This is a genomic window from Nostoc sp. CCY 9925 (assembly GCF_963920935.1).
Lineage (GTDB): Bacteria > Cyanobacteriota > Cyanobacteriia > Cyanobacteriales > Nostocaceae > Nostoc.
Map to the genome: position 1 here is coordinate 37,177 of NZ_CAWUDO010000004.1, position 25,109 is coordinate 62,285.

Sequence of the window (25,109 nt, forward strand, 5' to 3'; positions counted from 1 at the left end):
TAGAACTTGCATAAGTTTAAGATGCTTGAATTTCATGAAAACTTACATAGTTATTTGCATCTCTACTAGGTAAAGCACCTTTCACTAAGCCATCTATAATGCAGTGGCAGATACATAAATGCATAATTTCTGCAAAACCATAAGACATAGTTGGAACATAAAAATTTAGATGTCCCATTTGACGCAAAGGATTATTTGTTTGAAAGGCTGAAAGTGTAATTACATGGCAATCCATCTTTATTGCTTGGCGAACACCTGCGAGGATGTTTTCTGATTGCCCAGAACTACTAATTGCAAATAAAATATCTCCAGATTGGGCAAATGTAGAGATTGGCTTGCTGAATACTTGTTCGTAACCAAAGTCATTACTAATGCAGGTGATTAAAGCACTATCATTAAAAGCGATCGCTGGAATATTACCGTTGCGCCAGAAGTCAATGGCTTGATGACTAGCTACAGTTGCACTCCCTCCATTTCCAATGAAAATAACTTTTCGCTGCTGTTGATGTTGCTGATTTATTAAATCAGCAGCTAGGTTAATCCCGTGAGAATTTGAAAAATATTTGCCTTGGCAATCTGTTACCTGAAATTTTTCTCCAAGATTAGCTAGTTGGCTAAAGTAATCAGTAGAAAATGAGTATAGTTGCTGCTGTACTGAAGGCATTGATTTTACCTAGAATTACATTTCTGATCTGAGCAAATCTTTTTTATTTTTACTAAAATAAAAAAGATTTTATTATACTTAGTTAATTTTTTAATAAAAAATTAAACTAATTTTTCACAAGCAAATAATAAAATTAAAATTGCAGCCATTTTTGAATTTACACAAATATTTAACATTTTCAATCGATGGCAACTATATTAAACCTCAAGAATTACTTAGTTGACACTGGATTTTTATTTGTTAAAGTAGACAAATTAAATCTGATAGCCAGGCATAAAGCTTGTTTGACATGCCGAACTTTTTTGCATGAATTTCATTAGCTTTAAATTCATGTCACTTTCAAAAAAGCATTGGACAGAAGCATTTTTCAAAACTTAATAAATCACACATACTTTCAAGATTAATTACACTCATTAATTTTTCTAATGATACGTTCTGAGTTTAGCAGTGTTTACTGATGTGGCAAAGATTGACTTCTATGTAATGCAGAAGTAGGGTTGCGAAGTCTATGGTGCTTGAGTATAAGAGGGTTTCAAAAATTAGTGTTTTAATACTATCTTATTTTTGCATTCAAAATGCAATAGTAAATTCGGACACTTAAGACAGTTAAGCGGACAGTTAAGACAGTTAAGACAGTTAAGACAGTTAAAAACAGGCATTACATTGAAATTACCAAGAAAATTTATGCCATACAAAGTTTTTTTGTAAAATGTAAACAGATTGTAATACTAATTGCGTTTGACAGATGTATGCAAACAGGTATAATGATGAATCAGAGCATAAAAATAAATTGAAAACTGATTATTTCGCAGGTTTTTCCACTAGTTGTTTAAATTAGATAAAGATTTTTCGCCTCTGTTTGCTGACTAAATCTGAGAATTGTTACTGAATTTAAATATTGAGGTAAATAGAATCGGCAACGTCTTCATTCAGGAGTAATAGTGGCTAAATTTTTATTTGTGACCGACTTAGATCACACTTTAGTCGGTGACGATGTAGCTTTAAATAAATTAAATCAATGGCTACACGAGCAACGCCAAAATTACGGTACAGTTATTGCCTATACTACAGGGCGATCGCTACCTCTTTATCAACAATTAATTGCCCAAAAAGAACTCTTAGAACCTGATGTATTAATGTTGGCGGTTGGTACAGAAATATACTATCCAGGTAGCAATAACCCTGATGAAGAATGGGCGACCAAAATCTCCCAAGGTTGGAACCGAGAAATAATAGTAGAGGTAGCAAAACGGTTTCCTTGCCTTGTCCTCCAACCTCCCACAGAACAGACTGACTTCAAAATTACCTATTACACCTGCCTACAGGGATTATATGTTACAGCTCCCCATTTAAAGGCAATTCTCCAGAGTCAAGGCATAGCAGTGCAAATGGTAGACTCTTATGATGGCGGATTTTTAGACATATTGCCTGCATCCGCAAATAAAGCTTCAGCGGCTATTTTTGTGCAACAACTTTTGGGCTTTACCGATGAAGAAACTGTGATTTGTGGAGATTCAGGTAACGATTTGTCCATGTTTCAAAATATGCATTGTCCCGCCATTATCGTGGGTAATGCTCGGTTAGAAATATTAAACTGGCATGAAAATTCTCCACCAGGAAAACGCTATCTAGCAAAAAGTAATTTTGCAACTGGAATTTTAGAGGGATTAGAATACTTGGGATTTTATAGAGGATGATTGAAATGAAAACTATTGTTTATCAATCCTATCGCGGAGATGAAACACCAGCTTGGCTGGAAACCTGTATGCAAACAGTAAAAAATTGGGCAGAATTGAAGGGTTTTGATTACCAGAGAGAAGATAATTTTTTTGACTATGTTCCAGATTGGTATATAGAGAAAGCCCAAGGAAAAATTAACGTCATTGCAGACCTAGCTAGGCTAGAAATAGCTAGAAAGTTTCTTGAACAAGGATACGAAAAAACTATTTGGATGGATGCTGATATTGTAGTTTTCGATCCTGAAAAATTAACGATTGACACTACAGAAAACTATTTACTATGCCGTGAAGTCTGGTTAGATACAGCAGATAATATCAACTTAGGAGAAGGGCCTTTATTCTGTATCAGCAAAGCCACTAACTCATTGGTCTATTTTGAGCAAAATAATAGTTTCTTGGATTTTTATATATATGCCTGTAAATCAATCATGAAAAATCAAACAGGCAGGTTGTCTAGACTAGCTGTTAGCACAACATTTTTAACTAATCTTGATGAAATTATGGAATTACCTGTTTTCCCAAACATGGGGCTTTTTAGCCCTATTCTCATGCATGGACTTATGGAAGAAGAAAAATCAATTATTCAGTTGTATGTAGAATCATTAAAATCACCTGTTTATGCTGCTAACTTATGTTTCTCTTTTAGAAAGAAATCCTATAAAGGGATAATAGTGACAGATGAATTCTTCGATCGAGTAATTGATAAATTGATACGTACTAAGGGAGAAACGATTAATCGCTACTTCTCTCCCACCCTCATAGATTATAGATGATGGCTGCACTTATTAACACACCGGAATAATAGCAATATGCTTTTTTTCTATTAGTTGAAGAATAAAAGATATAACTAAATAATTAGTTAATAATCCATTTTTTTACCAAATATTTATGACACCCACTCGCAAAATAGCCGTAATTGGAAGTAATTCATTTTCTGGTAGTGACTTCATTGATTTGTTATTGGAAGATGACAAAAATGAAGTAATCGGTATTAGCCGTTCGCCCGAAAAAAGTAAACTATTTCTTCCTTATCTACAACATAACAGCCCTCGATTTGAGTTTCATCAACTGGACTTAAACCGAGATATGGCGAAGATTCTTCAGGTACTTGATGATTTTGCACCTGAATACATCGTCAATTTTGCCGCACAGAGTGAAGTCGGCCCTAGCTGGGTCAATCCCGACCATTGGTTCCAAACCAATACAGTGTCGTTGGCTCAATTAATTAATCACTTAAAAGACCAAAAATATCTACGTCGCTACTTTCATATTTCCTCTCCAGAAGTTTATGGAACTTGCCAAGGTATTGTCACCGAATCTGCTCCTTTAAATCCTTCTACACCATATGCAGCCTCTAAAGCAGCCGCCGATTTATTGCTTTTTACCTATTATAAAAACTTCCAATTTCCTTTAGTTATGGTTCGCTCTACCAATGTTTATGGAGCTTACCAGCAACTATTTAAAATCATTCCTCGTTCAGTAATTTATCTGAAATTGGGTAAGACAATTGAACTGCATGGTGGTGGATATGCGAAAAAATCTTACATTCATATCCGCGATATTTCCAGAGGGGAACTCCTCGTCATGGAACAAGGTAAAATCGGAGAAATTTATCATCTTTCACCTGACCAAGGTTACGCTGTGCGAGATGTAGTTCAAAATATTTGTGAAGCCATGAATTGCTCTTTTACAGACTCTACTGTGAGCGTAGCAGAACGAATAGGTCAAGATGCAGCGTATATAATTGATTCCACTAAAGCCAGAACTGAATTAAGCTGGTTCCCCCAAGTATGTCTAAATGATGGCATTACTGGAGTTGTAAATTGGGTAGATACTTATTGGAATGAGATTCAGCAACAGTCACTAGAATATATTCATCAGCCGTAATAAGAAACTGGTAACTAGGGATTGGGGATTAGGCTTTTAATAGAAAAATTAACATTTTGGCTTACCTCAAAGTTAGAGTGTAGTTCCAGTAGCCAATCCCAAAACAGGGAATATTTCAACCACAATCATCAAGTAATTCATGCAGATTAATACACCTGATTGGGTCAAACATGCAGTTTTCTACCAAATATTTCCTGACCGTTTTGCTCGGAGTGTTCCAGCACACCAAAGTTGGTTACTGAATGTACCCTTAGAAGATTGGAATGCTCCGCCTACATTTAATGGTTATAAAGGAGGAAACCTTTGGGGGATAATTGAAAAACTAGATTATTTACAAGATTTAGGGATTAATGCGATTTATCTCAATCCCATTTTTACCTCTGCTAGTAATCATCGCTATCATACCCTTGATTATTATCAAGTAGATCCCTTATTAGGGGGTGAAGAAGCATTTACAAATCTCCTCAAAGAAGTTCACCGCCGTAATATTAAACTGGTGTTAGATGGAACTTTTAATCATGCTAGCAGAGGCTTTTATTTTTTCAATGATATTTTAGAGAATGGTCAAAATTCTCCTTGGTTTGATTGGTTCAAAATTGAAGGTTGGCCTATCTCACCCTATGATGAATCTCTCCCTGCTAATTATGCTTCTTGGTGTGGCTTTCGTGCTTTACCAGAATTGAATACCAATAATCCAGGTGTACGCGAATATATTATGCGCGTAGGCGAACATTGGATTAAACTTGGTGCAGATGGTTGGCGTTTAGATTCAGCAGATTACATCAAAACACCTGGATTTTGGCAAGAGTTTCGCGACCGAGTAAAGGCAATTAATCCCGAAGCATATATAGTTGGAGAAATTCCAATGGAGGCCACTGAGTGGTTAGATGGGACACAATTTGATGGCGTGTCGAGTCTGCCTTTTCTTAACGCTACCACAGCTTTTATTGTCGGCGATCGCCAAGTCAAAGGTCATTTAGAATTTTATGCACCACCACCACCTTCCGATGCTGCTGAATATGGGGAAAAAATTAATGAATTGATACAACTTTATCCTTGGGAAATTCAGCTAACTCAACTTAACGGGATCAACAATCACGATACAGCTAGATTAATTGATGTTGCCGGAGGCGATCGCCCCAGTTTATATTTATCAACGTTACTATTATTAACTTTCCCCGGCGCACCTTATATATATTACGGCGATGAAGTTGGTTTGACTGGCGGTTACGATCCTGATTGTCGCAAAGGTTTCCCCGACGAACAAGAGTGGGATCGAGATATTCTAGAGTTTCATCGTCAATTAATTAAACTGCGTCTTTCTCATCCAGCATTACGAATTGGCGAATATCAAACTTTATATGCCCAAGGACAAGTTTACATTTTTGCGCGGATATTAGAAACAGAAGTTTTAGTAATTGCTGTTAATGCTGGTAATGAAACAGCAAAAGTTAGTATTCAGCCTTCATTATCTTCGCAACCTCATCAAGTATTATTCACCTATGGTTCTGGCGAAGCAAATTGGAGTGGCGAAACAACACAAACAAGTCTCAATTTTATACTTGCACCGCGCAGTGGATTAATTTTGGGCTAATTTTAATATGAACTATAATCACTCATTACTGTTAGCAACTGACCTCGATGGCACTTTTTTAGGTGGCTCTGAACAAGAGCGATCGCAATTTTATCAATATATTCACGAACAGCGCGATCGCATTCTTTTAGTATATGTAACCGGCAGAGAACTTGACCGAGTTAGCGAACTATATGAAGACCCAAACATTCCGCAACCCGACTACATTATTGCTGATGTCGGAACCACAATTGTAGATGGGGAAACCTTCGAGCCTATTTCTGTTTTGCAAGACTGGGTAGCACAAACTTGGGGAAATGCTAACGAAAAAGTCAAAGCTTTATTAGCCAATGAACCCGGATTAAAATTACAGTCTGTTAATCCCGACTATCGTGTATCTTACTACTATGAACCTGAATCATTGCAACCTCAAACCATTCAAAAAGTAATTGATGCTGGATTTGATACCATCCTTTCCCATGACATGAGATTAGACTACTATTATTTTGATGTCATGCCAAAAGGAGTTTCTAAAGGCCCAACCCTCCTAAGATTTTTGGCAGAAATGAATTTTAATTATGATGACACAGTTACTTGTGGAGACACCCTCAACGATTTCTCATTATTTGAGACAGGTTTAAAGGGTATTGCTGTGGGAAATTCCGAACCCAGATTAGTTGAGAAAATTCAAACAATGGAGAACGTTTATTATAGTCCCTATCCTGGGGTGATGGGTATTTGGGATGGTCTCAAGAAGTATGGCAAAAATTAAAAATAATTAAATAATTTCTGGGATTTTCCCGAATGTTAAAATCATCTCCTAATGTAAAGGAAGTATCTAGTATTATACGTGGCTATATGCCCGTATTAAATGGCTATCGTGGCATAGCTATTTTGTTAGTTTTTCTGCGTCATTGTATTTCCGAACCTGCTGCTGAACACGTTAACTTTGTAGAAAAAGTTTACGCAAAATTGATGTTTTTAGGTTGGTGTGGAGTCGATGCTTTTTTTGTTCTTTCTGGATTTCTGATTACAGGAATCCTCCTTGATAGCCGCGAAAAACCGAATTATTTCAAAAATTTTTATGCCAGACGAATGCTCAGAATATTTCCCGCTTACTATGTTTTCTTGAGCATTTTTTTAGGAATAATACATCCGCTAATTCGGAGTTATGAATCTCTAAATCATATAGATAGTAGCCAAATTTGGTATTGGTTTTACCTACAAAACTGGTACATGATATTTCAAAAAGACTTTCTGGTTGGGCCAATCAGCCATCTTTGGAGTTTAGCTGTTGAAGAACAATTCTATCTTATCTGTCCGGCGCTGATTTATTTTTTGCCTCGCAAGCTCTTAAACTGGTTTTTTGGAACAGTCATTTTGTCTGCGGTCTTTTTTCGCAGTTGGTTGTTATTAACTCATCCTTTAACTGATAACCTTTTTAGTAGTATATTCGTTAATCCTGTCTGTCGTGTGGATGCTTTAGCGATAGGTTCTTTGATAGCCTTGTGGATGCGTTCAGATAGAATACTTCCTCGGCTATTATCGATTTCGCCAATACTTCTGATTGTGAGTGCTATTAGTTTGGCCATTATAGAAATCACTCAAGGAGGACTTGATACATTAAATCCATTGCTTGAATCAATCGGCTTTTCTATACTAGCTATCTTCTTTGGTTCGCTGTTAATTTTGTCCGTCACACAATCAGAAAATAGCCTTTTGGTCAAATGCCTAAGTTGGTCGCCGCTACAAGGATTAGGTACTATTAGTTACGGATTTTACATTTATCATTTTCCTATATTGTGGATGTTTTGTGAGAGGATTTATGAATACATGGGTCACTCTTTTATCGTGGGACATTTAGCTACTGTGTTATTTTGTGGAGTGTTGACATTAGCTGTCTCACTTGTCAGTTGGTATTGTTTAGAGCAACCTATCCTTCGTCTCAAGACTTATTTTTCATCAAACCCGGAAAATAACTTGAGTTCTGGTGTTAATGCTTGAAAAATGATTGCGGCAATCCTAAATCTAAAATGCAAAATAATATAAACTACAAAAATCAATGACTGTAACAAAACTCCGTTTTCCCATTGACTTAGATGCTTACAAACAGTTGAAATTAGATCCGACTAATTCAACTTTGACGAATCAACAACGAGAAACGTTGAAAGCTAATATTCAACTTTGCCGAGATACTATTGTTTTCTTTACAGCCATAGCAGCAGCAAAAGGTGTAGGCGGTCATACAGGAGGAGCTTATGATACAGTTCCCGAAGTGATGATTTTAGATGCTTTCTTTCGGGAATCGGCAGATAAATTTGTGCCGATTTTCTTCGATGAAGCAGGACACAGAGTCGCCACACAATATTTAATGGCTACTTTACATGGGGATCTTGATGTGGAAGAATTGCTGCATTATCGAGAACCCTATTCTAAACTGCTTGCTCATCCAGAACGAGGACGCACTCCTGGCGTGAAATTTAGCGCCGGTAGATTAGGACATTTGTGGCCTTATGTGAATGGAGTTGCGATCGCCAATCCCCAACAAGTAGTATTCTGTCTAGGATCGGATGGTTCGCAGCAAGAAGGAAATAACGCCGAAGCCGCACGTTTAGCCGTCGCCAAGAATCTCAATGTCAAATTAATTATTGACGATAACAATTCCACTTGTAGCGGATATCCTTCAGATTATTTACCAGGCTACGATGTCAGTCAAACCTTAGCAGGACACGGATTAACTGTACTAATAGGACAAGGCGAAGATTTAGATGATTTGTATAGTCGTCTGTGTGAAGCAGCTACCACAAACGGCCCAGTAGCAGTTGTGAATAAACGTCCCATGTGTCCTGGTATTGCTGGGGTAGAAGGTACGCCATTTGGTCATGATGCATTATCGCCTGATTTGGCGATCGCATATCTCGAAACTCGCGGACACACTCAAGCGGCTAATTATCTCAAAGGAATTGTTGCATTCAAAGCAAGCTACACCTTTACGGGTTCTAGCAGCAAAACTCGCCATATTTTTGATGCTACCGTCGTTTCAATTCTCAGTGGGATGACTCCAGCCGAACGCCAAGAAAAGGTAATGTGCATTGATAGCGATTTAGGAGAATCTTGCGGGATTAACAAAATTAGTCAAGCCTATCCAGAAATTTTCTATCACGGCGGTATCATGGAACGCGGAAACTTCGCGGCGGCGGCGGGGTTTGGGATGGAAAAGGGAAAACAAGGCATTTTCAGCACCTACAGCGCCTTTTTAGAAATGTGCATTTCCGAAATCACAATGGCACGGCTGAATAAATCTAACGTTCTGTGCCAATTTTCCCACAGTGGCATAGATGAATTAGCAGACAACACCTGCCATTTTGGTCTGAATAACATGTTTGCAGACAACGGCTTAGAAGACGGCTACGAAACCCGTCTGTATTACCCAGCCGATGGCGGACAAATGAAAGCCTGTGTAGAAACTATATTCCATCAACCTGGTTTAAGGTTTCTCTTTTCCAGCCGTTCCCCAGTCCCCGATATCCTCGATACTGAGGGCAAACCTTTGTTTGGAGAAAGCTATACCTTTGTTCCTGGCAAAGATGACGTGATACGCGAAGGTACAGCCGGCTACATCGTCAGTTTTGGCGAAGTACTTTATCGCGCCTTGAATGTAGTAGAAAACCTCAAGCAACAAGGCATTGATGTCGGCTTAATTAACAAGTCAACCTTAAATATGGTTGATGAAGAAATCATAGCAAAGATTAGTTCCACACCCTTTGTTTTAGTTGTGGAATCCTTGAATCGTCGCACAGGTTTAGGAATTCGTTTTGGTTCCTGGTTACTAGAGAGAGGTTTCTCTCCCAAATATGCATACATGGGTACCCATCAAGAAGGATGTAGTGGAGTATGGGAACAATTACCGAATCAAGGTATTGATGCTATTGGAATTATGAACCAAGTCAAAAAGCTGCTTGGTTAGATGTTAAGTATTTTTAGATCCCTAACTTCTTGAAGAAGTCGGGGATCTAAATATATCAAGTTACAACTTCCACAACACCAAAAATTACCATCATGATTCGGGTGGTAATAGGCCTGACTTTTCACGACAAGTTCTCAAACCGCGAAACAACGTGATTTTTTCCAGAGGTTAATTCTCAATAGCTCTAAGTTAATGAAAATAGCTAAGGTAAAAATTAGGGTTTGAGAAAAGCTCAAAATGGCATTTTTCAGATGCCGTGAAAAGTTAGAGCAATAGGTCTTGTGGCGCATATACATCGCGGTAGAAGGTTAGTTGTTCGCTCTTGTAGTAACAACCACCCCGATGTCCCCGGCGTATCCAGACAACTAATCCTTTGGAAGCAGTTTCATTTGTCGCATTGTCCACACACTTCCATTCAAAGTGAACAAATTCACGCCAAAAAAAGACAATCGGCCAGCACATTGTCACTCCAGGCTGTGAAAGCAATGCCCACCAATGTGTCTCTCGGTCTTTTTGCTCTTCCGTACCAACAAAGGGGCCATCTTGGCATAAATAAACCAAGTTTTTATGATACTCACCACTTAAGATATTGTTTCCTCTGTCTCCTCCTGTTCTCAAAGCTGCACAATGGGTTGGCCACCAATCCTTGTTTTCTTTTTCGATTTGCGCCCAGGTATAATTATTATCTACTGGTGGAACTTCATCTTCTTTCAGACTAACGAAATATTCTCCCTTTTCAAGTAATTCTTCCTGTTTCTCTGGGGAAATAAGTCCAGGTTTTGAAAAGTCTGCCTCTAAGCCCCAATACGTGTAATAATTGACTGGCTTTTGAAGTCTTAATTGTCTTAATTGCTCAAATTGATCCGCCATGTTCTTAATTCCTTCGACGAAAAATATTTAATGCTTAAATTGCAACAGTTTATTCTGGCTAAAAAGCAGAAAGGAGAAAGCTGGCAATAGAAAATTTGCTGTTCTCAAAGCCTGCACTAGGAACGAAAGAAAATCAAGGTTATTTAATAACCCTTATTCTTGTTTAAACAAATATTTTTTCCTTAACTAGAATTATGTATGAATACAGATATCAAAAAAAAATACTTAAAGTCAAGGACAGTTAAGAGAAATCTGCGGACAGTTAAGACAGTTAAGACAGTTAAGACAGTTAAGACAGTTTTTAAGAGAAATACATGCTCTACAATCCTTGCTATATAAAGGATTTAAAAATTTTAGCCCCATCAATTTGGTTGTGATTCTAAATAATTCCAGTTGCTAATTAATTGATGGGAGGGATTGGGATAAAATTATTTCAAGGGTTATCGCTACCGCTTAAAGCATTAATTTTTGTGTTTACTTTTCAACAAGCATTTTTAGATAATTTAAATTAAATATAGAAGACTACAATTTACTTAATTTTGGCTCCACTTGGATGCTAATGCAGGTCGTAACAACAATAAAGTTAGTCAAATGATCGAAGTAGCTTTCCTTGACCGCGATGGTGTTATCAATGTTGATTACGGCTATGTTTTTAAACGCGAGCAGTTTGAATTTATTGATGGTCTGTTTACCATCTGTCGTCTATTGCACGATTTAAATTATGAATTGATTGTAATTACTAATCAGTCAGGCATTGCTCGTGGTTATTATTCCGAACAGGATTTTTTAGACCTAACTGCATGGATGTGCGAACAATTTAAAAAACAAGGTGTACCATTGCTTGATGTATTTTATTGCCCGCATCATCCCGAAGCTGCCATATCTAATTACCGTCAAAAATGCCGATGTCGTAAACCATCCCCAGGAATGATTGAGCAGGCTTGTGAAAAATATCCAATAGACCTGCAAAACTCAATCTTGATTGGTGATAAAATATCTGATATGGAAGCTGCTAAAGCAGCAGCGATCGGTAAATTTTATTTACTTAGTCAAGAAATTGTTGAAGAACAATTAATAGTCTCGGCTCGGCTGGATAATTTACTCCAACTCAGCTATTTCATTTAAAAATAATTTATGTACCCACGCCTATAAGATAAATATAGTAGGGTGCGTTACGGCGCAGCCTAACGCACCGCTAATTCTGATTTAACATAAATTTATTTATTAAACATTCATAGAATTTCCATCAATTCCTACTAAAAAATAACAAGATTACTTCGTTGCTGCAACTTCAACTCAGAAGGCTATAGTCAGATGAATAAACCTTGGCGCTATTTACAAGAATTTTTGATATTTAAATTAATATATCCTGCTTTATTAAAATATATTAATGAGCATCTCATCACCCCAACAGATGAGATGGAAAAAGATAAAAGGGAAAATAACATTCCCAAATTAGAAGCAGAATATCAGCAATTACCTCTTCTTCGGTTTATTTATTCAATTTTATTTAATTATCTTCATCAAAATTTAATTTCCAGGATAGATTTGCTCGAACAATCTCAAGCTGAGAATAATCTTTATCAATTAAAGTATGAAGAAATTATTCAGATTAAACCAGCTATCAGCTATCAAAAAATTCCGTCCGCATTTAGAGCAAAAGAAGGTAAATTTGAATTTACTAATCCTTTCGCTGCGGTTGTCAAAAATATAGAATTATTTGGGATTCATGCTATTGGATTTACAGAAGATAAAAAAATTATCTTAGAAACAGCTTTAGATAGAGTAGATGTTTTAGAACATACTGCCATTTCCACACTGAGACAAGGTTTTAATTCTCAATATCTTACACCAGTTGGGAATATAGAGCATATAGATTTAGCTTGTTCCCTAGTTCATTATTGGAGTCCTTTATATGCCCATTGGATATATGAGGCTTTAACTCGATTAGAAGTGCTTGAATATTATTCTCAAAAAACAGGCAAAAAACCAAAATTAATTATCGATAAAAACCCTCCACCTTGGGAAACTCGTTCTCTCGAATTGATGGGTTATCGTCCAGAAGATTATATCGAATGGAATGGAACTAGAGCGAAAATTAACGAATTAGTTATTTGCTCTAAACGACGGGAAGGAGGACGTATTTCCATCAAAGCTTGTCATTGGTTAAGAGAACGTATTTTGAGTAATGTCGATACTTATGCAAATCCAAACCTGTTTTTGAGTCCGAAGATTTTTATTTCCCGGAGAAAAGCCAATACTCGGCGCATTCTGAATGAAGAAGAAGTAATAAATACTTTAGCTAAAATGGGTTTTGTTCCTTATGTTCTTGAAGATTTAGATTTTGCAGATCAAGTGAGATTATTTGCTCAAGCTGAATTTATTATTGCTCCTCATGGGGGTGGAGTCACAAATATTATTTTCTCCAAAAATTTAAGTTTAATTGAGCTTTTTGGCCAGAAAATTAGCCATTTTTATTACACAGTGGCTCAAGGGTTAGGATTTGATTATACTTGTATGTTTTGTGAATCAAAAAATGAAGATATTATTATTAATTGTGAGGATTTAAACAAAATTATTTATAGAATGAGCAAAGTGTAATAATCTTAAATTTTAAACTTGCAGTACGCAGTGGATTAATCTTAGTTAAACTAATAAAAACAAAGCAGAACAACCTAAATAGTTTATTCTTAAAGTAAATTTATGATTCAAAGCAGGTATTTAAAAAATATATCATTTTCATTAAAACCATTAATTATATTTTCTTTAAGTTTAATCTTTATGTTTTTTTTAATTTTATCTACTGGATTATTAAATACAGTTTTTCCCTATTCGGATACACCTCAAAACCATGATGAGACTAGTCTGAAATGGAAATATTTCACTGAGCATAAAGATGATTATGATATTATTTTCATCGGGGGAAGCGCTACACATTTTGGAGTTATTCCAAAATTGTTTGATGAATTTATGGTAAAAGAAGGTAGCAATATAAAATCTTTTAATTTTGGTATTCAAGGTGCAAATGCATCACAAGTTGATTTTTATTTACAAAAGATTCTGGCTATAAAGCCAGCAAATTTAAAGTGGATATTCCTAGACTGTGCGCTTGATTTGTACATAGTTGAATTTCCTAGATCTCTTACAGATATTTACTGGCACACTCCTCAAAAAACCATAGAAAGTTTTCAATTAACTCTTGAAACTAATGAAAGCTGGAAAACGAAAGCTAAAAAAATATATGTTAATTTTCAAAGCTTTGTTTACCGATGGCTAGGTATTGCTAGGGTTTCTAATTGGTGGAATGAAAAAATATTAAGTTTAAGTTTAACAAAAACAGACTCATTAGGTTCATTATCAGCAACATCTGAGGATAAAATTATCGAAGAATCTGGATATTATGCAATAGATTGGAGAGAAGACTTTGATAATTGGAAGAAAAGATTCTTTAACGTAGAAAAATCTAATAAATATCAAAAAGATTTACAAGAAGAGTTAGCAAAAATAAAAAATTTCAGCCAAACAAATATGTTAATAAGAGATAAAAATTCTCATGCCCAGGGAATAAAAATTGTTAAAACAATTGTTTCACGAATTGAACACCAAAATGAACATGTTTCAAAAAAAATTGAGCCTATATTTGTTATTCCTCCAACTTTAGAGGCTAATTACAATCATTCTGCTATTATACAAGCATATAATTTAGGATATATTTCTACCTTATTTGCTTTTAATAAACCCAACATTTTTGCTAATTTATTTCAACTCGATAGAAGAGTCGATGCTGCACATCTAAATCACCAAGGAGCTAAGGAATACACGTTGTCTCTAGCAGAAGAATTTTCTCAGCATCTTAAAAATCCAACAAAAATTTAATATTTATATTTATATATGGTCTTTACAGAATTTCGTTTTCTTTTTTTCTTCCTTATCGTTTTCTGCATCTACTGGGGTTTACAGCAATCCAATCATCGTAAATTTTGGTTACTACTTTGTAGTTTTATTTTTTATAGTGCTTGGGATTGGCGTTTTCTTTTCCTGTTATTGTTCTCGACAGTGATTGACTACTTTGTCGGTTTGATGTTGTCTAGACCACAGCTTGATTTTTCAATAACAGGACAAGAAATTCAAAAAAGTAAAGCAATACAGTACGGAGAAACGAAGAACAGATGGATAAATGTATTTTCTTGGAATGCACTGCTGAGTAAACCGCTAAATCGGCATCAACGTCTAGGATGGTTGATACTCAGCTTAGTTGCAAATCTAGGTTTATTAGGATTTTTTAAATATTATAATTTTTTTGCTGATTCTGCCTCACAGTTATTAAATTTTTTAGGTTTACCTATTAGTATTAAATCCCTTCAAATCATTTTGCCAGTAGGGATTAGTTTTTACACTTTTCAAACTTTAAGCTATTCGATTGATGCATATCTTGGTAAACTCAAACCTATTAGAAGTTTTTGGGATTTTGCTTTATTTGTAACTTTCTTCCCTCAACTGGTTGCAGGCCCTATTGTCCGTGCATCTACTTTTTTGCCTCAATTACTAACCCCAAAAAATCTAAACGATGTTGATGTTCGAGGATTTTTAACACTATTTTTAGTAGGATATTTTAAAAAAGCTTGTATTTCCGATAATCTTTCTCCTCTAGTAGATCAATATTTTACAAACCCAGAAAATTATACCGCTTTAAGCTGTTGGATTGCTGTTATCTCTTTCGCAGTACAAATATACTGCGACTTTTCTGGCTATTCAGATATGGCGATCGCCTGTGCAGGTTTACTGGGATACAAGCTACCTCTGAACTTTAATTTTCCCTACTTTTCCAGTAGTGTCACTGATTTGTGGCAACGTTGGCATATTACCCTCTACAGTTGGCTTCGAGATTATGTCTATTTTCCTTTAATGGTCGCGCTAAGAAAAAGTCAACGAATAGAACTGGTTGCCTACGGAAATCTTTTTATTACGATGCTCCTATCAGGACTCTGGCATGGAGCAGCTTGGCATTTTGTCGTTTGGGGAGGATTGAATGGAATTGCTTTAATTGTTCACAAGCAATGGTCATTTTGGGTTGCTCCCTACAAGTGGTTACTACCTTTAAGAAACATGATAGGTATCCCCCTGACTTTTTACTGGTTTTGTGCCTCTTCAATTTTGTTTCGGAGTAACGATTTAGCGACTGCTATGCAAGTGGGGAAATCCTTTATATTCTTAAATTCTCCTGGTTTTCAAAACTTAAACATCCAAGTTGCATGGATTTTTTTACCTTTAATCATAATGCACTGGGCAGCCTATAAACTTGACGGAATTGATTGGTGGCAAAAAATTCCCAACTGGAGTTTTGCAGCTTTATTTGGAGTGTTAGTTTCAGTAATACTTCGGTTTGCAGCAATGAGTCCTCAACCCTTTGTCTACTTTCAGTTTTAATTGTTTGAAATGATGTTTCCCAACTTTTGAAAATGTAGTTTTATAATTCAGTTAAAATACTATGGAAATCGAGCAAAAAAAGAATAACACCATATACGATCGAGATCCGAGCAGCGTAGATTGTGAAGTCAGTCTCAATGAATATTTTTTGAAAAAACTTATATCTCCCAAAGCCTACGTTACAACTCCTGCGGAATATTGCACTAATTTTAAGATTAAGAAAGGAGAGCTTTTAATTGAGCTTTCTTATGCTAATAACCCAGGAAATATTCAAACTTGGGTTGAAGTATCTGGAGGAGCTAACGCTGATTTTGATTGGCATGGATTACAGGAAGATTGGTTAATATTATTGCAAGGCTCACATAGTGTTGAAGTTATTGAGCTACCAAACATTGATTTAAAATCGGTATACGAAGATGTGATATATTTAAAATCAAAAAAAAAGCCTATTACGCTTGCTAGTCTTCGAGTTACTAACTATCGAAGTTACGAAGAACTTAAAGAAGCTGGGCTAACTAGAGTAATTGAATTATCCTCTTCACCAGAATTGAGTGTTAATAATATTCCGATTGTGGTTATTCCTCAGGGAGTGTTTCACTCTGCTATAACATCTAATCGCTGCTTAATGCTGAACTTAGGAAAAAAATTTGGCATATCTAGTAATTACAGAGAGTATAGTAAGTTAGAATATCAAACATATGCAAGATAAATCTATTCGGTATAAATAAAAAATCACGAGAGAGCTTTTGTTAGGAATTAATTATAGACCACGTAGATCATAAATACTTTTTAGGAAAGTAAGCATGGCATATTTACTCCAACACTTATTAGAAATAAATGCCAGAAATTATTCAGAGAAAGAAGCTGTAATTTATAAAAATCAAAGTATAACTTATCAACAGCTAGATAAAGTTTCTAATCAGTTAGCCCGTGTTCTTAATGATGCCGGAATAGGCAAGGGCGATCGCGTTGGTATTTGTCTAAACAAATCCATCGAAGCAGTAATAACTATTTACGGCATACTGAAAGCTGGCGCTGCCTATGTTCCTATAGATCCATTAGCTCCAGTTAAGCGCCTGAGATTCTTGATTGAAGATTGCGAGCTAAAAGCTCTGGTGACTACTAGCCCAAAGCTTACCAAACTCTATGAAGACGTAACAGATAATAATTTTTTTCAATATCTACAATGCGTCATTCTCCAAGATTTAGGTATACCAGAAAGTGAAAGTGAGCTTTTCCCAACAAATATAGTTACATGGCAAGAGGTATTGCGATCGCCTGACTCTCCTTTATCGCCAACTGCTCTGATTGACCAAGATTTAGCTACTATCATGTACACTTCAGGTTCAACTGGCAAACCAAAAGGGGTAATGATTAGTCATCGAGCTTTGCTGACTTCTGTTAACTGCTTTTATCAAGGTTTTGATGTCCAGCCTACCGATCGGATATCCGGCCTGTTTCCTATCTATTTTATCGGTTCAATTTTTGATATTTTTTTGCCCATTAAGGCAGGAGCAACTCTAATTTTAGTTCCCTCTGAACTTTCAGTTTTGCCAATAGAATTAAGCAAGTTTACAGAAAATCAGCGAATTACAATCTGGTCTTCAGTATCATCTTTACTAACCCAACTTGTACTCCGGGGAAATTTAGAGGAGTATAAATTTCCCGATTTAAGAATAATTATCTTTGGTGGCGAAATATTTCCTCAAAAATATCTTCATAATCTGATGAAGGCGATTCCCCAGGCTAAGTATTATCATCTCTACGGCTCTACAGAAGCATTCCCTCGTAGCTTTTATTTACTTGGGGATATTACTCCAGAAATGACAAAAATTCCTATTGGAAAAGCATTCCCTAATATTGATTTATTTGTGCTTAATGAAGAGAATCAAATTGTTAATCCTGGAGAAAGTGGCGAACTCTGTATGCGAGGGTCATCACTCATGAAAGGATACTGGAAAATGCCTGAAAAAACCAAAGAGGTTCTGGTTCCTTATGTACTTAACCCACAACTGGGCGAAGAAATTGTGTTCCGTACTGGCGATATAGTGAAACAAGATGCAGATGGCAATTATATTTATGTAGATCGTGGTGACTACCAAATTAAAAGTCGGGGATACCGTATTGAATTGGGAGAAATTGAGACTACGCTTTACAGCCATCCAGATATTGAAGAAGCAGTAGTTATTGCCATTCCTGACGAACAAATCAGCAATCGGATCGAGGCTATAGTTGTGGTCAAACAAGAGAGTAATTTGAAACAACACGATTTGCAATATTTTTGTGCAGAGCGTCTTCCCAAATACATGATTCCTGAGAATATTGACTTTAGCCATACCTCTTTGCCTAAAACAGTCACAGGCAAAATTAACAGGAATTTACTACGCACAGAAGCCATTGAGAAAAATTTAAAAGCATAGTGAGCTTTTTTTAGCATTTCATGAAAACCCCGATCCGAATAAAAAGTGCCGCGTTCTAACTAAAAAATCTATATTGGCTTATTTGAATAAATTAAAAATACTTGAAAAATATTTCAACAAGGATCTTAATAATTATGCCGACAAACAAGTACACCGAAGCAGAGATAGAAAGAATAATTAAAGAGCATATTGTTCAAAATTTTATGTACAATAGAGGGGATAGAAATTTCTCCAATGAAATGCTTTTAATTGAAGCAGGAATTATTGACTCAATAAGCATTTTTAAGCTAGCTAGCTTTCTGGAAGAAAAGTTTGGTTTTACGTTAAATTCAAAAGAATTATTATTAGATAACTTTGAATCTGTTAACGCTATTAAGCATTTGGTTGTTAAAAAAGTAGTAGATTGATTTTGGCTTATACTTATTAATTTTTATCAGCCTACTACGAATCTGATTTGATTTATGAAATTATTTGTGTGGGCAGAGAATAGGGAGGGGGAAGTAGCTTGCGGGGCTACAAAAAGGGCTAGGATGGAGATAGAATAAGCCTCATAGCCCTCTCTCCTTGCTGATAGTACTTCCGCTTATTAGGACTAATCTCAATAATTCAGTGACTAACTCATAAGAATTTTCCATGAAATTAACCCAATTGTCGCCATAAAGACCAATATAAAAACTACTATGTCGTCGAAAAATCCTTAAGGATTCTTTAATTCGTCCAACATATTTTTGAACACCCATGCGTTTAATTTTTTGTCCAGATATAGTTGCAGCCGTATAAGCAAGTGAGATCAATAATATTAGAGAAATTAACCGTTCACCTGATACATTAGTATCTTCCAAATTGTAACCACCGCTTTTAAAATCTCTAAACATCTCTTCAATGTCAAAACGCTGTTTATAAGCTCTAATAACGGAATCTAAATCATCTAAATTGCTAAGGATAAACCAACCCTCCTCTGGCGCAACTCCCAAACGTTTACGCTTCCATTTAGCAGAAGGGGAAGTTGTTCGTAACGTCAGCTTAATTTCTGCTGCTTTAGAATTTCTGCCCTCAGTTATGGCGGTGTGGTATTTTCATAATAATCATATTGTTTGGCTATCACTGTCATTGTTCCTATTCTTCAAGACGGTTGTACTGCTGGTTTATCTACCAAAATCTTTACAAAAATCTTTGAGTACTGAGGTTGAAGTTGAGCCGGTTTCTTTAACTGCTGTTGAAAATTAAATTTGCTTAACTGAGAATTTGCATCATTCTCAATTCACCTCAAGGTGGGCAATGCCATAACGTAAATATGTAAAATATTTAAGAGAATTATAATTAATATAAATTCTCTCTCTTTGAGTTGACTTTTGAGGTGATTTTGGTAAAATTCAGGTAACATTATCATTAGATGGGTCTTATTGACAATTGAGACCTATCTTTTTTTACCATGAATTGCTGTACTCTTTACACCACAAGCTCTTCACCGTGTATTGTCACCCCGTCAGATATAGCATATAGTAATTTCAACAGTGTTTACCCTAGTTAATTGGGATAATTTCGGTTATTAAATACAAAATATTACAGCAGTATTGCGTCTATAAGGATGCAAAAATATGCAAGCAGTAAATTGTATTTAATACTGCTTTTACAAGAACTTTGCAGATTAATTATAAGAGGCTGATATGAGTAAAACTATTGAAAACAAAGTTGCTTTAGTAACTGGTGCGAATCGAGGAATTGGAAAAGCGATCGCTATTCGTTTGGCAAAAGAAGGTGCCTTGGTTGCTGTTCACTATGGACATGACAGTTCTGCCGCTGAAGCCGTCGTTAGCGAGATTAAGGCTAATGGCGGTTCAGCCTTCACTATTGAAGCAAAATTAGATACCCTTAACGGTGTACATCTTCTTTATGAATCGCTTGACATCGCTCTTAAAGAGCGCACAGGTTCTATAAACTTTGATATTCTGGTCAACAATGCTGGTATTTGTCCCCGTGCTGGTACCAGTTTTGAAGAAACGACTGAGGAAATATTTGACCAGGTGTTTGCTGTGAATGTTAAAGCACCATTCTTTTTGATACAGCAAGCGTTACCTCGCCTACGAGATGGCGGTCGCATCATTAATATTTCTTCTGTCGTCACCCGAATCGCTTTCCCCGACAACGTTGCTGCCTACTGTTTGACAAAAGGAGCAATTAACACTTTAAGTTTAGTACTTGCCGCAAAATTAGGCTTACGTAATATCACTGTCAACTCTTTGGCTCCTGGTGTCACAGATACCGATATAAATGCTAGTTGGCTACATCGCCCAGACTCGCAAAGCTTTGTCAAAAATGTTACAGCCCTCGGTCGCGTCGGTGAACCTGAAGATATTGCTGATGTAGCAGCGTTTCTCGCTTCTCCTGATGGCCGCTGGGTGACTGGTCAGTATTTGGAAGCTAGCGGCGGCTTTAGATTGTTCGCTTGGCACAAGGGCTAGTAGTCGATTAATACCATGTCCGTCATATCATCCTTAATTAGTCTATTGCGAGTGAAACGAAGCAATCGCAGAGTTTTTGGGATTGCTTCCCTTCGGTCGCAATGACGTTTATTTGAACGGACATGATATAATTCGCTTTTCGGGTTCGCCACTTTGCAATCGACGGAAACCGCCAAGATGGGGTAGTGTGAAGGTAGCTGCGTCCAGGGGCAAACTAAACTGTATAGTAGTTTAAAATTGAGGAATTTTTCTGCTACTAACACTTGAAAAAAGTACCGAATTTACAATTGGATTTGGTACTTTGACCAATTTGAACCCGGAATGCTTGATTAGCAGAAGCAATAAAAGCCCATTAGCCAGGGGAATTTTCCGACTCTACTTAAAGGCGGAACTTTAAGCACTATGGTTGCCATCGCCCACAGTGCAGCGTCGCTGATTGCTATTTCAAAAAGTGCGCCAAATCCTGAAGCGCTTATCTTGTAAAGCTTATAGAATACTTTGCAGTACTCGTGTCAGCTATATTCGCCCATAGTTAGATAAACTAAACCATTTAGTTTGCCCTTGGTCGCAGCTACCTTCACACTACCCCTTCAACGGTTTGTAAGCATCGATGTCAATGGGAAAGCGGAGAGTTGCTACATTCATGATTTTTCTTTCCTTATCCCTCTTCTGTTACTATCGGAAAACAATAATCGAAGCCAAATTCTGAAACTCTGATTTAATCCAGATTTGAGGCTTTATTTCCTAACAGAAACTAAAATTCCTAAACAAAAAGTCAAAACCAAAGCCCCGTAAACGTTTGAGAGATTGGATTATCCCAAAGTGACAGAAGAGGGATTATACTATTTTTAATTTGAGATTTGGGATTGTTGTAATTATTTTTCAAGCATTAATACTAGAAGTAAAGTTATTTTCCCGGTTTGTTGGAAAATATTTCTTAAGACGAAGAATAGGCTGCTCTAAACAATACCAGCTGACAAGAGAAACAGATAAAGTCAACAGTCCACAAAAGAAAAAATTAGCTAAATGTCCCACAATAAAAGAGTTACCGGCGTATTCATAAATTCTGTCGCACAACATCCACGATATAGGAAAATGATAAATGTAAAAACCGTAGCTAATAGTACCTAATTTTTGTAGGGGCGACCAATTTAAACATTTGACTAAAAGGCTATTTACTGATTGTGTGATGGACAATATTAACAGTGAACCAAAGAAAATAGCTATTAGAGAAAAGCCGAATGAAAGCAGCACTGGATTTAATGTATCAAGTCCTACTGAAAAAATTTCTATAATGCCCAAACTCATGCCAGTTACAAACAGGATTTTTGGCGAAATAGATAATAGCCGAGGAAGTATTTTATCTGAACGCATCCACAAAGCTATCAAAGAACCCATTGCTAGAGCATCCACACGGCAGACAGGATTAATGTAGATACTATTAAAAAGGCTATCAGTTAAGGGATGGGTCAATAACAACCAACAGCGAAAAAAAGCCGCCGACAAAATGACTGTACCAAAAAACCAGCTTAACAGTCTCGAAGGCAAAAAATAAATCAGCGCTGGAGAGATAAAATAAAATTGTTCTTCAATGGCTAATGTCCAAAAATGGTTGAGTGGCCCAACCAGAAAGTCTTGTTGAAAAATAAAGTACCAGTTTTCTAAATAAAACCAATACCAAATTTGGCTACTATCTAGGTGATTGGGAGATTCATAACTCCGAATTAGTGGATGTATTATTCCTAAAAAAATGCTCAAGGAAGCATAGTAAGCGGGAAATATTCTGAGTATTCGTCTGGCATAGAAATTTTGGAAATAATTCGGTTTTTCGCGGCTATCAAGGAGGATTCCTGTAATCAAAAACCCAGAAAGCACAAAAAAAGCATCTACCCCAAACCAACCTAAACCCATCAATTTTATGTAAAAACTTTCTACAAAGTTAACGTGTTCAGCAGCAGGTTCGGAAATACAATGACGCAGAAAAACTAACAAAATAGCAACGCCACGATAGCCATTCAATACGGGGATATAGCCACGTATAGTATTAGATACTTCCTTGACATTAGGAGATGATTTGAACATTTAAGGAAAAATGCGATCGCGCTGGTCGTGAATATATTGATAAAATTCGGCTCGTTCTTGTTCAGAACCACCTAAAAAAGTGCCATCTAGGTCAGTTGCTAATAGTAATGAGTGGTTAGATTTCATCATAAAATTAGCCTAAAATTAATCCACTGCGGGGTGCAAGTGTAAAATTCAGACTTGTTTGTGTTGCTTCATCACTCCAATTGGCGTTACCAGAATTATAGGTAAATAACACTTGCTGAGGTTGGGATGACAATGAAGGCTGAATACTAACTTTGGCGGTTTCATCACCAGCATTGACAGCTATAATTAATATTTCTGCTTCTAATATCCGCGCAAAAATGTAAACTTGTGCTTGAGCATATAAAGTTTGATATTTACCAATTCGCAATGCTGGGTGAGTATGGCGTAGTTTAATTAATTTACGGTGATATTCTAAAGTATCTCGATCCCATGCTTCTGGGGAAGGAAAAGCTTTACGACAGTCAGGATCGTAACCACCGGTTAAACCAATTTCATCGCCGTAATATATGCAAGGTGCGCCAGGAAAAGTAAATAGTAGCAGCGTTGATAAATATAAACTGGCGCGATCGCCACCGGCAACATCTATTAACCTTGCTGTATCATGATTGTTTAAGCCGTTGAGTTGGCTTAACTGAATTTCCCAATCATAAAGTTGCAACAATTGATTAATTTGTTCTGCATATCCAGCAGCATCTATAGTAGGTGGTGATGGATATTCTTTGAAATGACCTTTGACTAAGCGATCGCCTACAATAAAAGAAGTGGTAGCGAGTAAAAAAGGCAGACTTGACACACCATCAAATTGTGTACCATCTAACCATTCATTCGCCTCCAAGGGAATTTCCCCGACAATATATGCTTCGGGATTTATTGCTTTGATTCGGTCACGAAATTCTTGCCAAAATCCAGGGGTTTTGATGTAATCAGCTGAATCTAAACGCCAACCATCTGCACCGAGTTTAATCCAATGTTCACCCACACGCATAATATATTCTCGCGCTCCTGGGTTATTGGTATTGAACTCTGGTAAAGCACGATGCTCGCACCATGAAGCATAATTAGCAGGGCGAGATCCATCATAAGGTGCAAGAGGCCAGCCTAGAATTTTAAACCAATCTACCCAAGGAGAATGGGGTCCATTTTCTAAAATATCGTTGAAAAAATAAAATCCCCTACTGGCATGATTAAAAGTGCCATCTAAAACCAATTTAATATTACGGTGATGAACTTCTTTGAGGAGACTTGTAAAGGCTTCATCACCTCCTAATAAAGGGTCAACTTGATAGTAATCGAGGGTATGATAACGATGATTACTTGCAGAGCTAAAGATGGGATTGATGTAAATTGCATTAATACCTAAATCTTGCAAATAATCGAGTTTATCAATCACTCCCCAAAGATTTCCCCCCTTATAACCTTGAACCGTTGGAGGAGCATTCCAATCTTCTAATGGTACATTCAATAACCAATTTTGATCTGGTGGAACACTTCTTGCAAAGCGGTCAGGAAATATTTGATAGAAGATGGCGTGTTTGACCCAATCAGGTGTTTTAAACAGCATAATTTTCTTGATAATTGTGGGTAAAATTCCCAGCTTTGGGATTGAGGGCTGGGAAAATATTTTAACAAGGAAGGAAAAGTTTACTTTTTTCAGCAGAACGGCTAATGCCGATTACCTCATTTTTCTCATCTTCCAATCACAAATCAATAAAGTCACTACCTGAAAATGAATTACTACTAATTACGGCTATTTTGCGAGTGGGTGTCATAAATGATTGGTAAAATATTGGTAAAAAAATGGATTCCTAGACGTTAATTTTTCCTTGGGCTTTCTCTATATATCAATCTGGAACATAGTCGAAAAAATTGTCTTCTCTTTGGTAGTCAAAGCCCTTCAATTCAGCCCAATCTTTGACTGTCTGCATACACTTTTCCAGCCATGCCAGTGTTTCATCTCCGCAATAAGATTGATAAACAATAGTTTTCATCTC

General features: G+C 36.5%; 22 protein-coding genes and 1 pseudogene. 16 read left to right on the top strand and 7 right to left on the bottom strand.

All coding sequences use genetic code 11. The features are described 5' to 3' along the window. Positions 1-16 precede the first annotated feature (16 nt). Positions 17-664 (bottom strand): SIS domain-containing protein, encoded by a 648-nt coding sequence (locus ACM0OY_RS03250; protein ID WP_414567456.1) that lies wholly within the window; start codon positions 662-664, stop codon positions 17-19. Between the two features lie 941 nt (positions 665-1,605). On the opposite strand from ACM0OY_RS03250, the gene ACM0OY_RS03255 reads away from it, so the two are divergent. The 7 genes from ACM0OY_RS03255 (at position 1,606) to ACM0OY_RS03285 (ending at position 9,830) form a co-directional block, all read left to right on the top strand. Continuing rightward, positions 1,606-2,361 carry a sucrose-phosphate phosphatase gene (locus ACM0OY_RS03255; RefSeq protein ID WP_414567457.1) on the top strand — a complete coding sequence of 252 codons (756 nt, stop codon included), beginning with the start codon at positions 1,606-1,608 and terminating at the stop codon, positions 2,359-2,361. Positions 2,362-2,366: 5 nt separating this feature from the next. Beyond that, the gene (locus ACM0OY_RS03260) at positions 2,367-3,176 is read left to right on the top strand and encodes a hypothetical protein (protein WP_414567458.1); all 810 of its coding nucleotides are present in this window, start codon (positions 2,367-2,369) and stop codon (positions 3,174-3,176) included. 115 nt (positions 3,177-3,291) lie between these two features. Then, positions 3,292-4,290, top strand: coding sequence for a GDP-mannose 4,6-dehydratase (locus tag ACM0OY_RS03265; protein WP_414567459.1), 999 nt, complete (start codon positions 3,292-3,294; stop codon positions 4,288-4,290). A 139-nt stretch (positions 4,291-4,429) separates the two neighbouring features. Further along, positions 4,430-5,884 carry a glycoside hydrolase family 13 protein gene (locus ACM0OY_RS03270; protein WP_414567460.1) on the top strand — a complete coding sequence of 485 codons (1,455 nt, stop codon included), beginning with the start codon at positions 4,430-4,432 and terminating at the stop codon, positions 5,882-5,884. Positions 5,885-5,891: 7 nt separating this feature from the next. After that, positions 5,892-6,635, top strand: coding sequence for an HAD-IIB family hydrolase (locus ACM0OY_RS03275; RefSeq protein WP_414567461.1), 744 nt, complete (start codon positions 5,892-5,894; stop codon positions 6,633-6,635). 32 nt (positions 6,636-6,667) lie between these two features. Further along, positions 6,668-7,867 (top strand): acyltransferase family protein, encoded by a 1,200-nt coding sequence (locus ACM0OY_RS03280; protein ID WP_414567462.1) that lies wholly within the window; start codon positions 6,668-6,670, stop codon positions 7,865-7,867. Between the two features lie 58 nt (positions 7,868-7,925). Next, entirely contained in the window at positions 7,926-9,830 is a 1,905-nt protein-coding gene (locus tag ACM0OY_RS03285) for a transketolase C-terminal domain-containing protein (RefSeq protein WP_414567463.1), read from the top strand. Positions 9,831-10,094: 264 nt separating this feature from the next. Here ACM0OY_RS03285 and ACM0OY_RS03290 read toward each other — a convergent pair whose 3' ends face one another. After that, on the bottom strand, positions 10,095-10,700 hold the full coding sequence (locus ACM0OY_RS03290; RefSeq protein ID WP_414567464.1) for a hypothetical protein: 606 nt from the start codon (positions 10,698-10,700) through the stop codon (positions 10,095-10,097). 591 nt (positions 10,701-11,291) lie between these two features. Here ACM0OY_RS03290 and gmhB point away from each other — a divergent pair. From gmhB to ACM0OY_RS03325, 7 genes are all read left to right on the top strand, one after another. Next, positions 11,292-11,825, top strand: coding sequence for a D-glycero-beta-D-manno-heptose 1,7-bisphosphate 7-phosphatase (gene gmhB, locus ACM0OY_RS03295; protein WP_414567465.1), 534 nt, complete (start codon positions 11,292-11,294; stop codon positions 11,823-11,825). A gap of 189 nt (positions 11,826-12,014) precedes the next feature. Then, complete coding sequence (locus ACM0OY_RS03300; protein WP_414567466.1) at positions 12,015-13,301, top strand: glycosyltransferase family 61 protein; 1,287 nt, start codon at positions 12,015-12,017, stop codon at positions 13,299-13,301. 102 nt (positions 13,302-13,403) lie between these two features. Beyond that, the gene (locus ACM0OY_RS03305) at positions 13,404-14,576 is read left to right on the top strand and encodes a hypothetical protein (protein WP_414567467.1); all 1,173 of its coding nucleotides are present in this window, start codon (positions 13,404-13,406) and stop codon (positions 14,574-14,576) included. Positions 14,577-14,780: 204 nt separating this feature from the next. Further along, positions 14,781-16,127, top strand: a complete 1,347-nt coding sequence (locus tag ACM0OY_RS03310; RefSeq protein WP_414567468.1) for an MBOAT family O-acyltransferase — start codon at positions 14,781-14,783, stop codon at positions 16,125-16,127. 61 nt (positions 16,128-16,188) lie between these two features. Next, positions 16,189-16,836 carry a hypothetical protein gene (locus ACM0OY_RS03315; protein ID WP_414567469.1) on the top strand — a complete coding sequence of 216 codons (648 nt, stop codon included), beginning with the start codon at positions 16,189-16,191 and terminating at the stop codon, positions 16,834-16,836. A 94-nt stretch (positions 16,837-16,930) separates the two neighbouring features. After that, the gene (locus tag ACM0OY_RS03320; RefSeq protein ID WP_414567470.1) at positions 16,931-18,547 is read left to right on the top strand and encodes an amino acid adenylation domain-containing protein; all 1,617 of its coding nucleotides are present in this window, start codon (positions 16,931-16,933) and stop codon (positions 18,545-18,547) included. 134 nt (positions 18,548-18,681) lie between these two features. Beyond that, complete coding sequence (locus ACM0OY_RS03325; RefSeq protein ID WP_414567471.1) at positions 18,682-18,954, top strand: acyl carrier protein; 273 nt, start codon at positions 18,682-18,684, stop codon at positions 18,952-18,954. Between the two features lie 118 nt (positions 18,955-19,072). Here ACM0OY_RS03325 and ACM0OY_RS03330 read toward each other — a convergent pair. Beyond that, positions 19,073-19,545, bottom strand: a pseudogene (locus ACM0OY_RS03330) (IS4 family transposase); the annotation flags it as partial. Here ACM0OY_RS03330 and ACM0OY_RS03335 point away from each other — a divergent pair. After that, positions 19,481-19,774: a hypothetical protein gene (locus ACM0OY_RS03335; protein ID WP_414567472.1), complete on the top strand. Its 294-nt coding sequence runs from the start codon at positions 19,481-19,483 to the stop codon at positions 19,772-19,774. The pseudogene ACM0OY_RS03330 and the gene ACM0OY_RS03335 sit on opposite strands and share 65 nt — an antisense overlap. Positions 19,775-20,214: 440 nt before the next feature. After that, positions 20,215-21,009, top strand: coding sequence for an SDR family oxidoreductase (locus ACM0OY_RS03340; protein WP_414567473.1), 795 nt, complete (start codon positions 20,215-20,217; stop codon positions 21,007-21,009). 882 nt (positions 21,010-21,891) lie between these two features. Here ACM0OY_RS03340 and ACM0OY_RS03345 read toward each other — a convergent pair. The 4 genes from ACM0OY_RS03345 to ACM0OY_RS03360 all read right to left on the bottom strand — a co-directional run bounded on the left by ACM0OY_RS03345 (position 21,892) and on the right by ACM0OY_RS03360 (position 25,106). After that, positions 21,892-23,091: an acyltransferase family protein gene (locus ACM0OY_RS03345; RefSeq protein ID WP_414567474.1), complete on the bottom strand. Its 1,200-nt coding sequence runs from the start codon at positions 23,089-23,091 to the stop codon at positions 21,892-21,894. Then, on the bottom strand, positions 23,092-23,220 hold the full coding sequence (locus ACM0OY_RS03350; protein ID WP_414567475.1) for a hypothetical protein: 129 nt from the start codon (positions 23,218-23,220) through the stop codon (positions 23,092-23,094). It abuts the gene before it with no gap. Positions 23,221-23,224: 4 nt separating this feature from the next. Further along, positions 23,225-24,679 (bottom strand): glycoside hydrolase family 13 protein, encoded by a 1,455-nt coding sequence (locus ACM0OY_RS03355; protein WP_414567476.1) that lies wholly within the window; start codon positions 24,677-24,679, stop codon positions 23,225-23,227. 280 nt (positions 24,680-24,959) lie between these two features. After that, positions 24,960-25,106 carry a hypothetical protein gene (locus ACM0OY_RS03360; protein WP_414567477.1) on the bottom strand — a complete coding sequence of 49 codons (147 nt, stop codon included), beginning with the start codon at positions 25,104-25,106 and terminating at the stop codon, positions 24,960-24,962. Positions 25,107-25,109 lie beyond the last annotated feature (3 nt).

Bases quoted from the DNA above. Each gene is read 5' to 3' on its own strand.
- ACM0OY_RS03250 (WP_414567456.1), bottom strand. From the start codon at position 664: ATGCCTTCAGTACAGCAGCAACTATACTCATTTTCTACTGATTACTTT.
- ACM0OY_RS03260 (WP_414567458.1), top strand. From the start codon at position 2,367: ATGAAAACTATTGTTTATCAATCCTATCGCGGAGATGAAACACCAGCT.
- ACM0OY_RS03265 (WP_414567459.1), top strand. From the start codon at position 3,292: ATGACACCCACTCGCAAAATAGCCGTAATTGGAAGTAATTCATTTTCT.
- ACM0OY_RS03270 (WP_414567460.1), top strand. From the start codon at position 4,430: ATGCAGATTAATACACCTGATTGGGTCAAACATGCAGTTTTCTACCAA.
- ACM0OY_RS03275 (WP_414567461.1), top strand. From the start codon at position 5,892: ATGAACTATAATCACTCATTACTGTTAGCAACTGACCTCGATGGCACT.
- ACM0OY_RS03280 (WP_414567462.1), top strand. From the start codon at position 6,668: ATGTTAAAATCATCTCCTAATGTAAAGGAAGTATCTAGTATTATACGT.
- ACM0OY_RS03285 (WP_414567463.1), top strand. From the start codon at position 7,926: ATGACTGTAACAAAACTCCGTTTTCCCATTGACTTAGATGCTTACAAA.
- ACM0OY_RS03290 (WP_414567464.1), bottom strand. From the start codon at position 10,700: ATGGCGGATCAATTTGAGCAATTAAGACAATTAAGACTTCAAAAGCCA.
- gmhB (WP_414567465.1), top strand. From the start codon at position 11,292: ATGATCGAAGTAGCTTTCCTTGACCGCGATGGTGTTATCAATGTTGAT.
- ACM0OY_RS03300 (WP_414567466.1), top strand. From the start codon at position 12,015: ATGAATAAACCTTGGCGCTATTTACAAGAATTTTTGATATTTAAATTA.
- ACM0OY_RS03305 (WP_414567467.1), top strand. From the start codon at position 13,404: ATGATTCAAAGCAGGTATTTAAAAAATATATCATTTTCATTAAAACCA.
- ACM0OY_RS03310 (WP_414567468.1), top strand. From the start codon at position 14,781: ATGTTGTCTAGACCACAGCTTGATTTTTCAATAACAGGACAAGAAATT.
- ACM0OY_RS03315 (WP_414567469.1), top strand. From the start codon at position 16,189: ATGGAAATCGAGCAAAAAAAGAATAACACCATATACGATCGAGATCCG.
- ACM0OY_RS03320 (WP_414567470.1), top strand. From the start codon at position 16,931: ATGGCATATTTACTCCAACACTTATTAGAAATAAATGCCAGAAATTAT.
- ACM0OY_RS03325 (WP_414567471.1), top strand. From the start codon at position 18,682: ATGCCGACAAACAAGTACACCGAAGCAGAGATAGAAAGAATAATTAAA.
- ACM0OY_RS03340 (WP_414567473.1), top strand. From the start codon at position 20,215: ATGAGTAAAACTATTGAAAACAAAGTTGCTTTAGTAACTGGTGCGAAT.
- ACM0OY_RS03345 (WP_414567474.1), bottom strand. From the start codon at position 23,091: ATGTTCAAATCATCTCCTAATGTCAAGGAAGTATCTAATACTATACGT.
- ACM0OY_RS03350 (WP_414567475.1), bottom strand. From the start codon at position 23,220: ATGATGAAATCTAACCACTCATTACTATTAGCAACTGACCTAGATGGC.
- ACM0OY_RS03355 (WP_414567476.1), bottom strand. From the start codon at position 24,679: ATGCTGTTTAAAACACCTGATTGGGTCAAACACGCCATCTTCTATCAA.
- ACM0OY_RS03360 (WP_414567477.1), bottom strand. From the start codon at position 25,106: ATGAAAACTATTGTTTATCAATCTTATTGCGGAGATGAAACACTGGCA.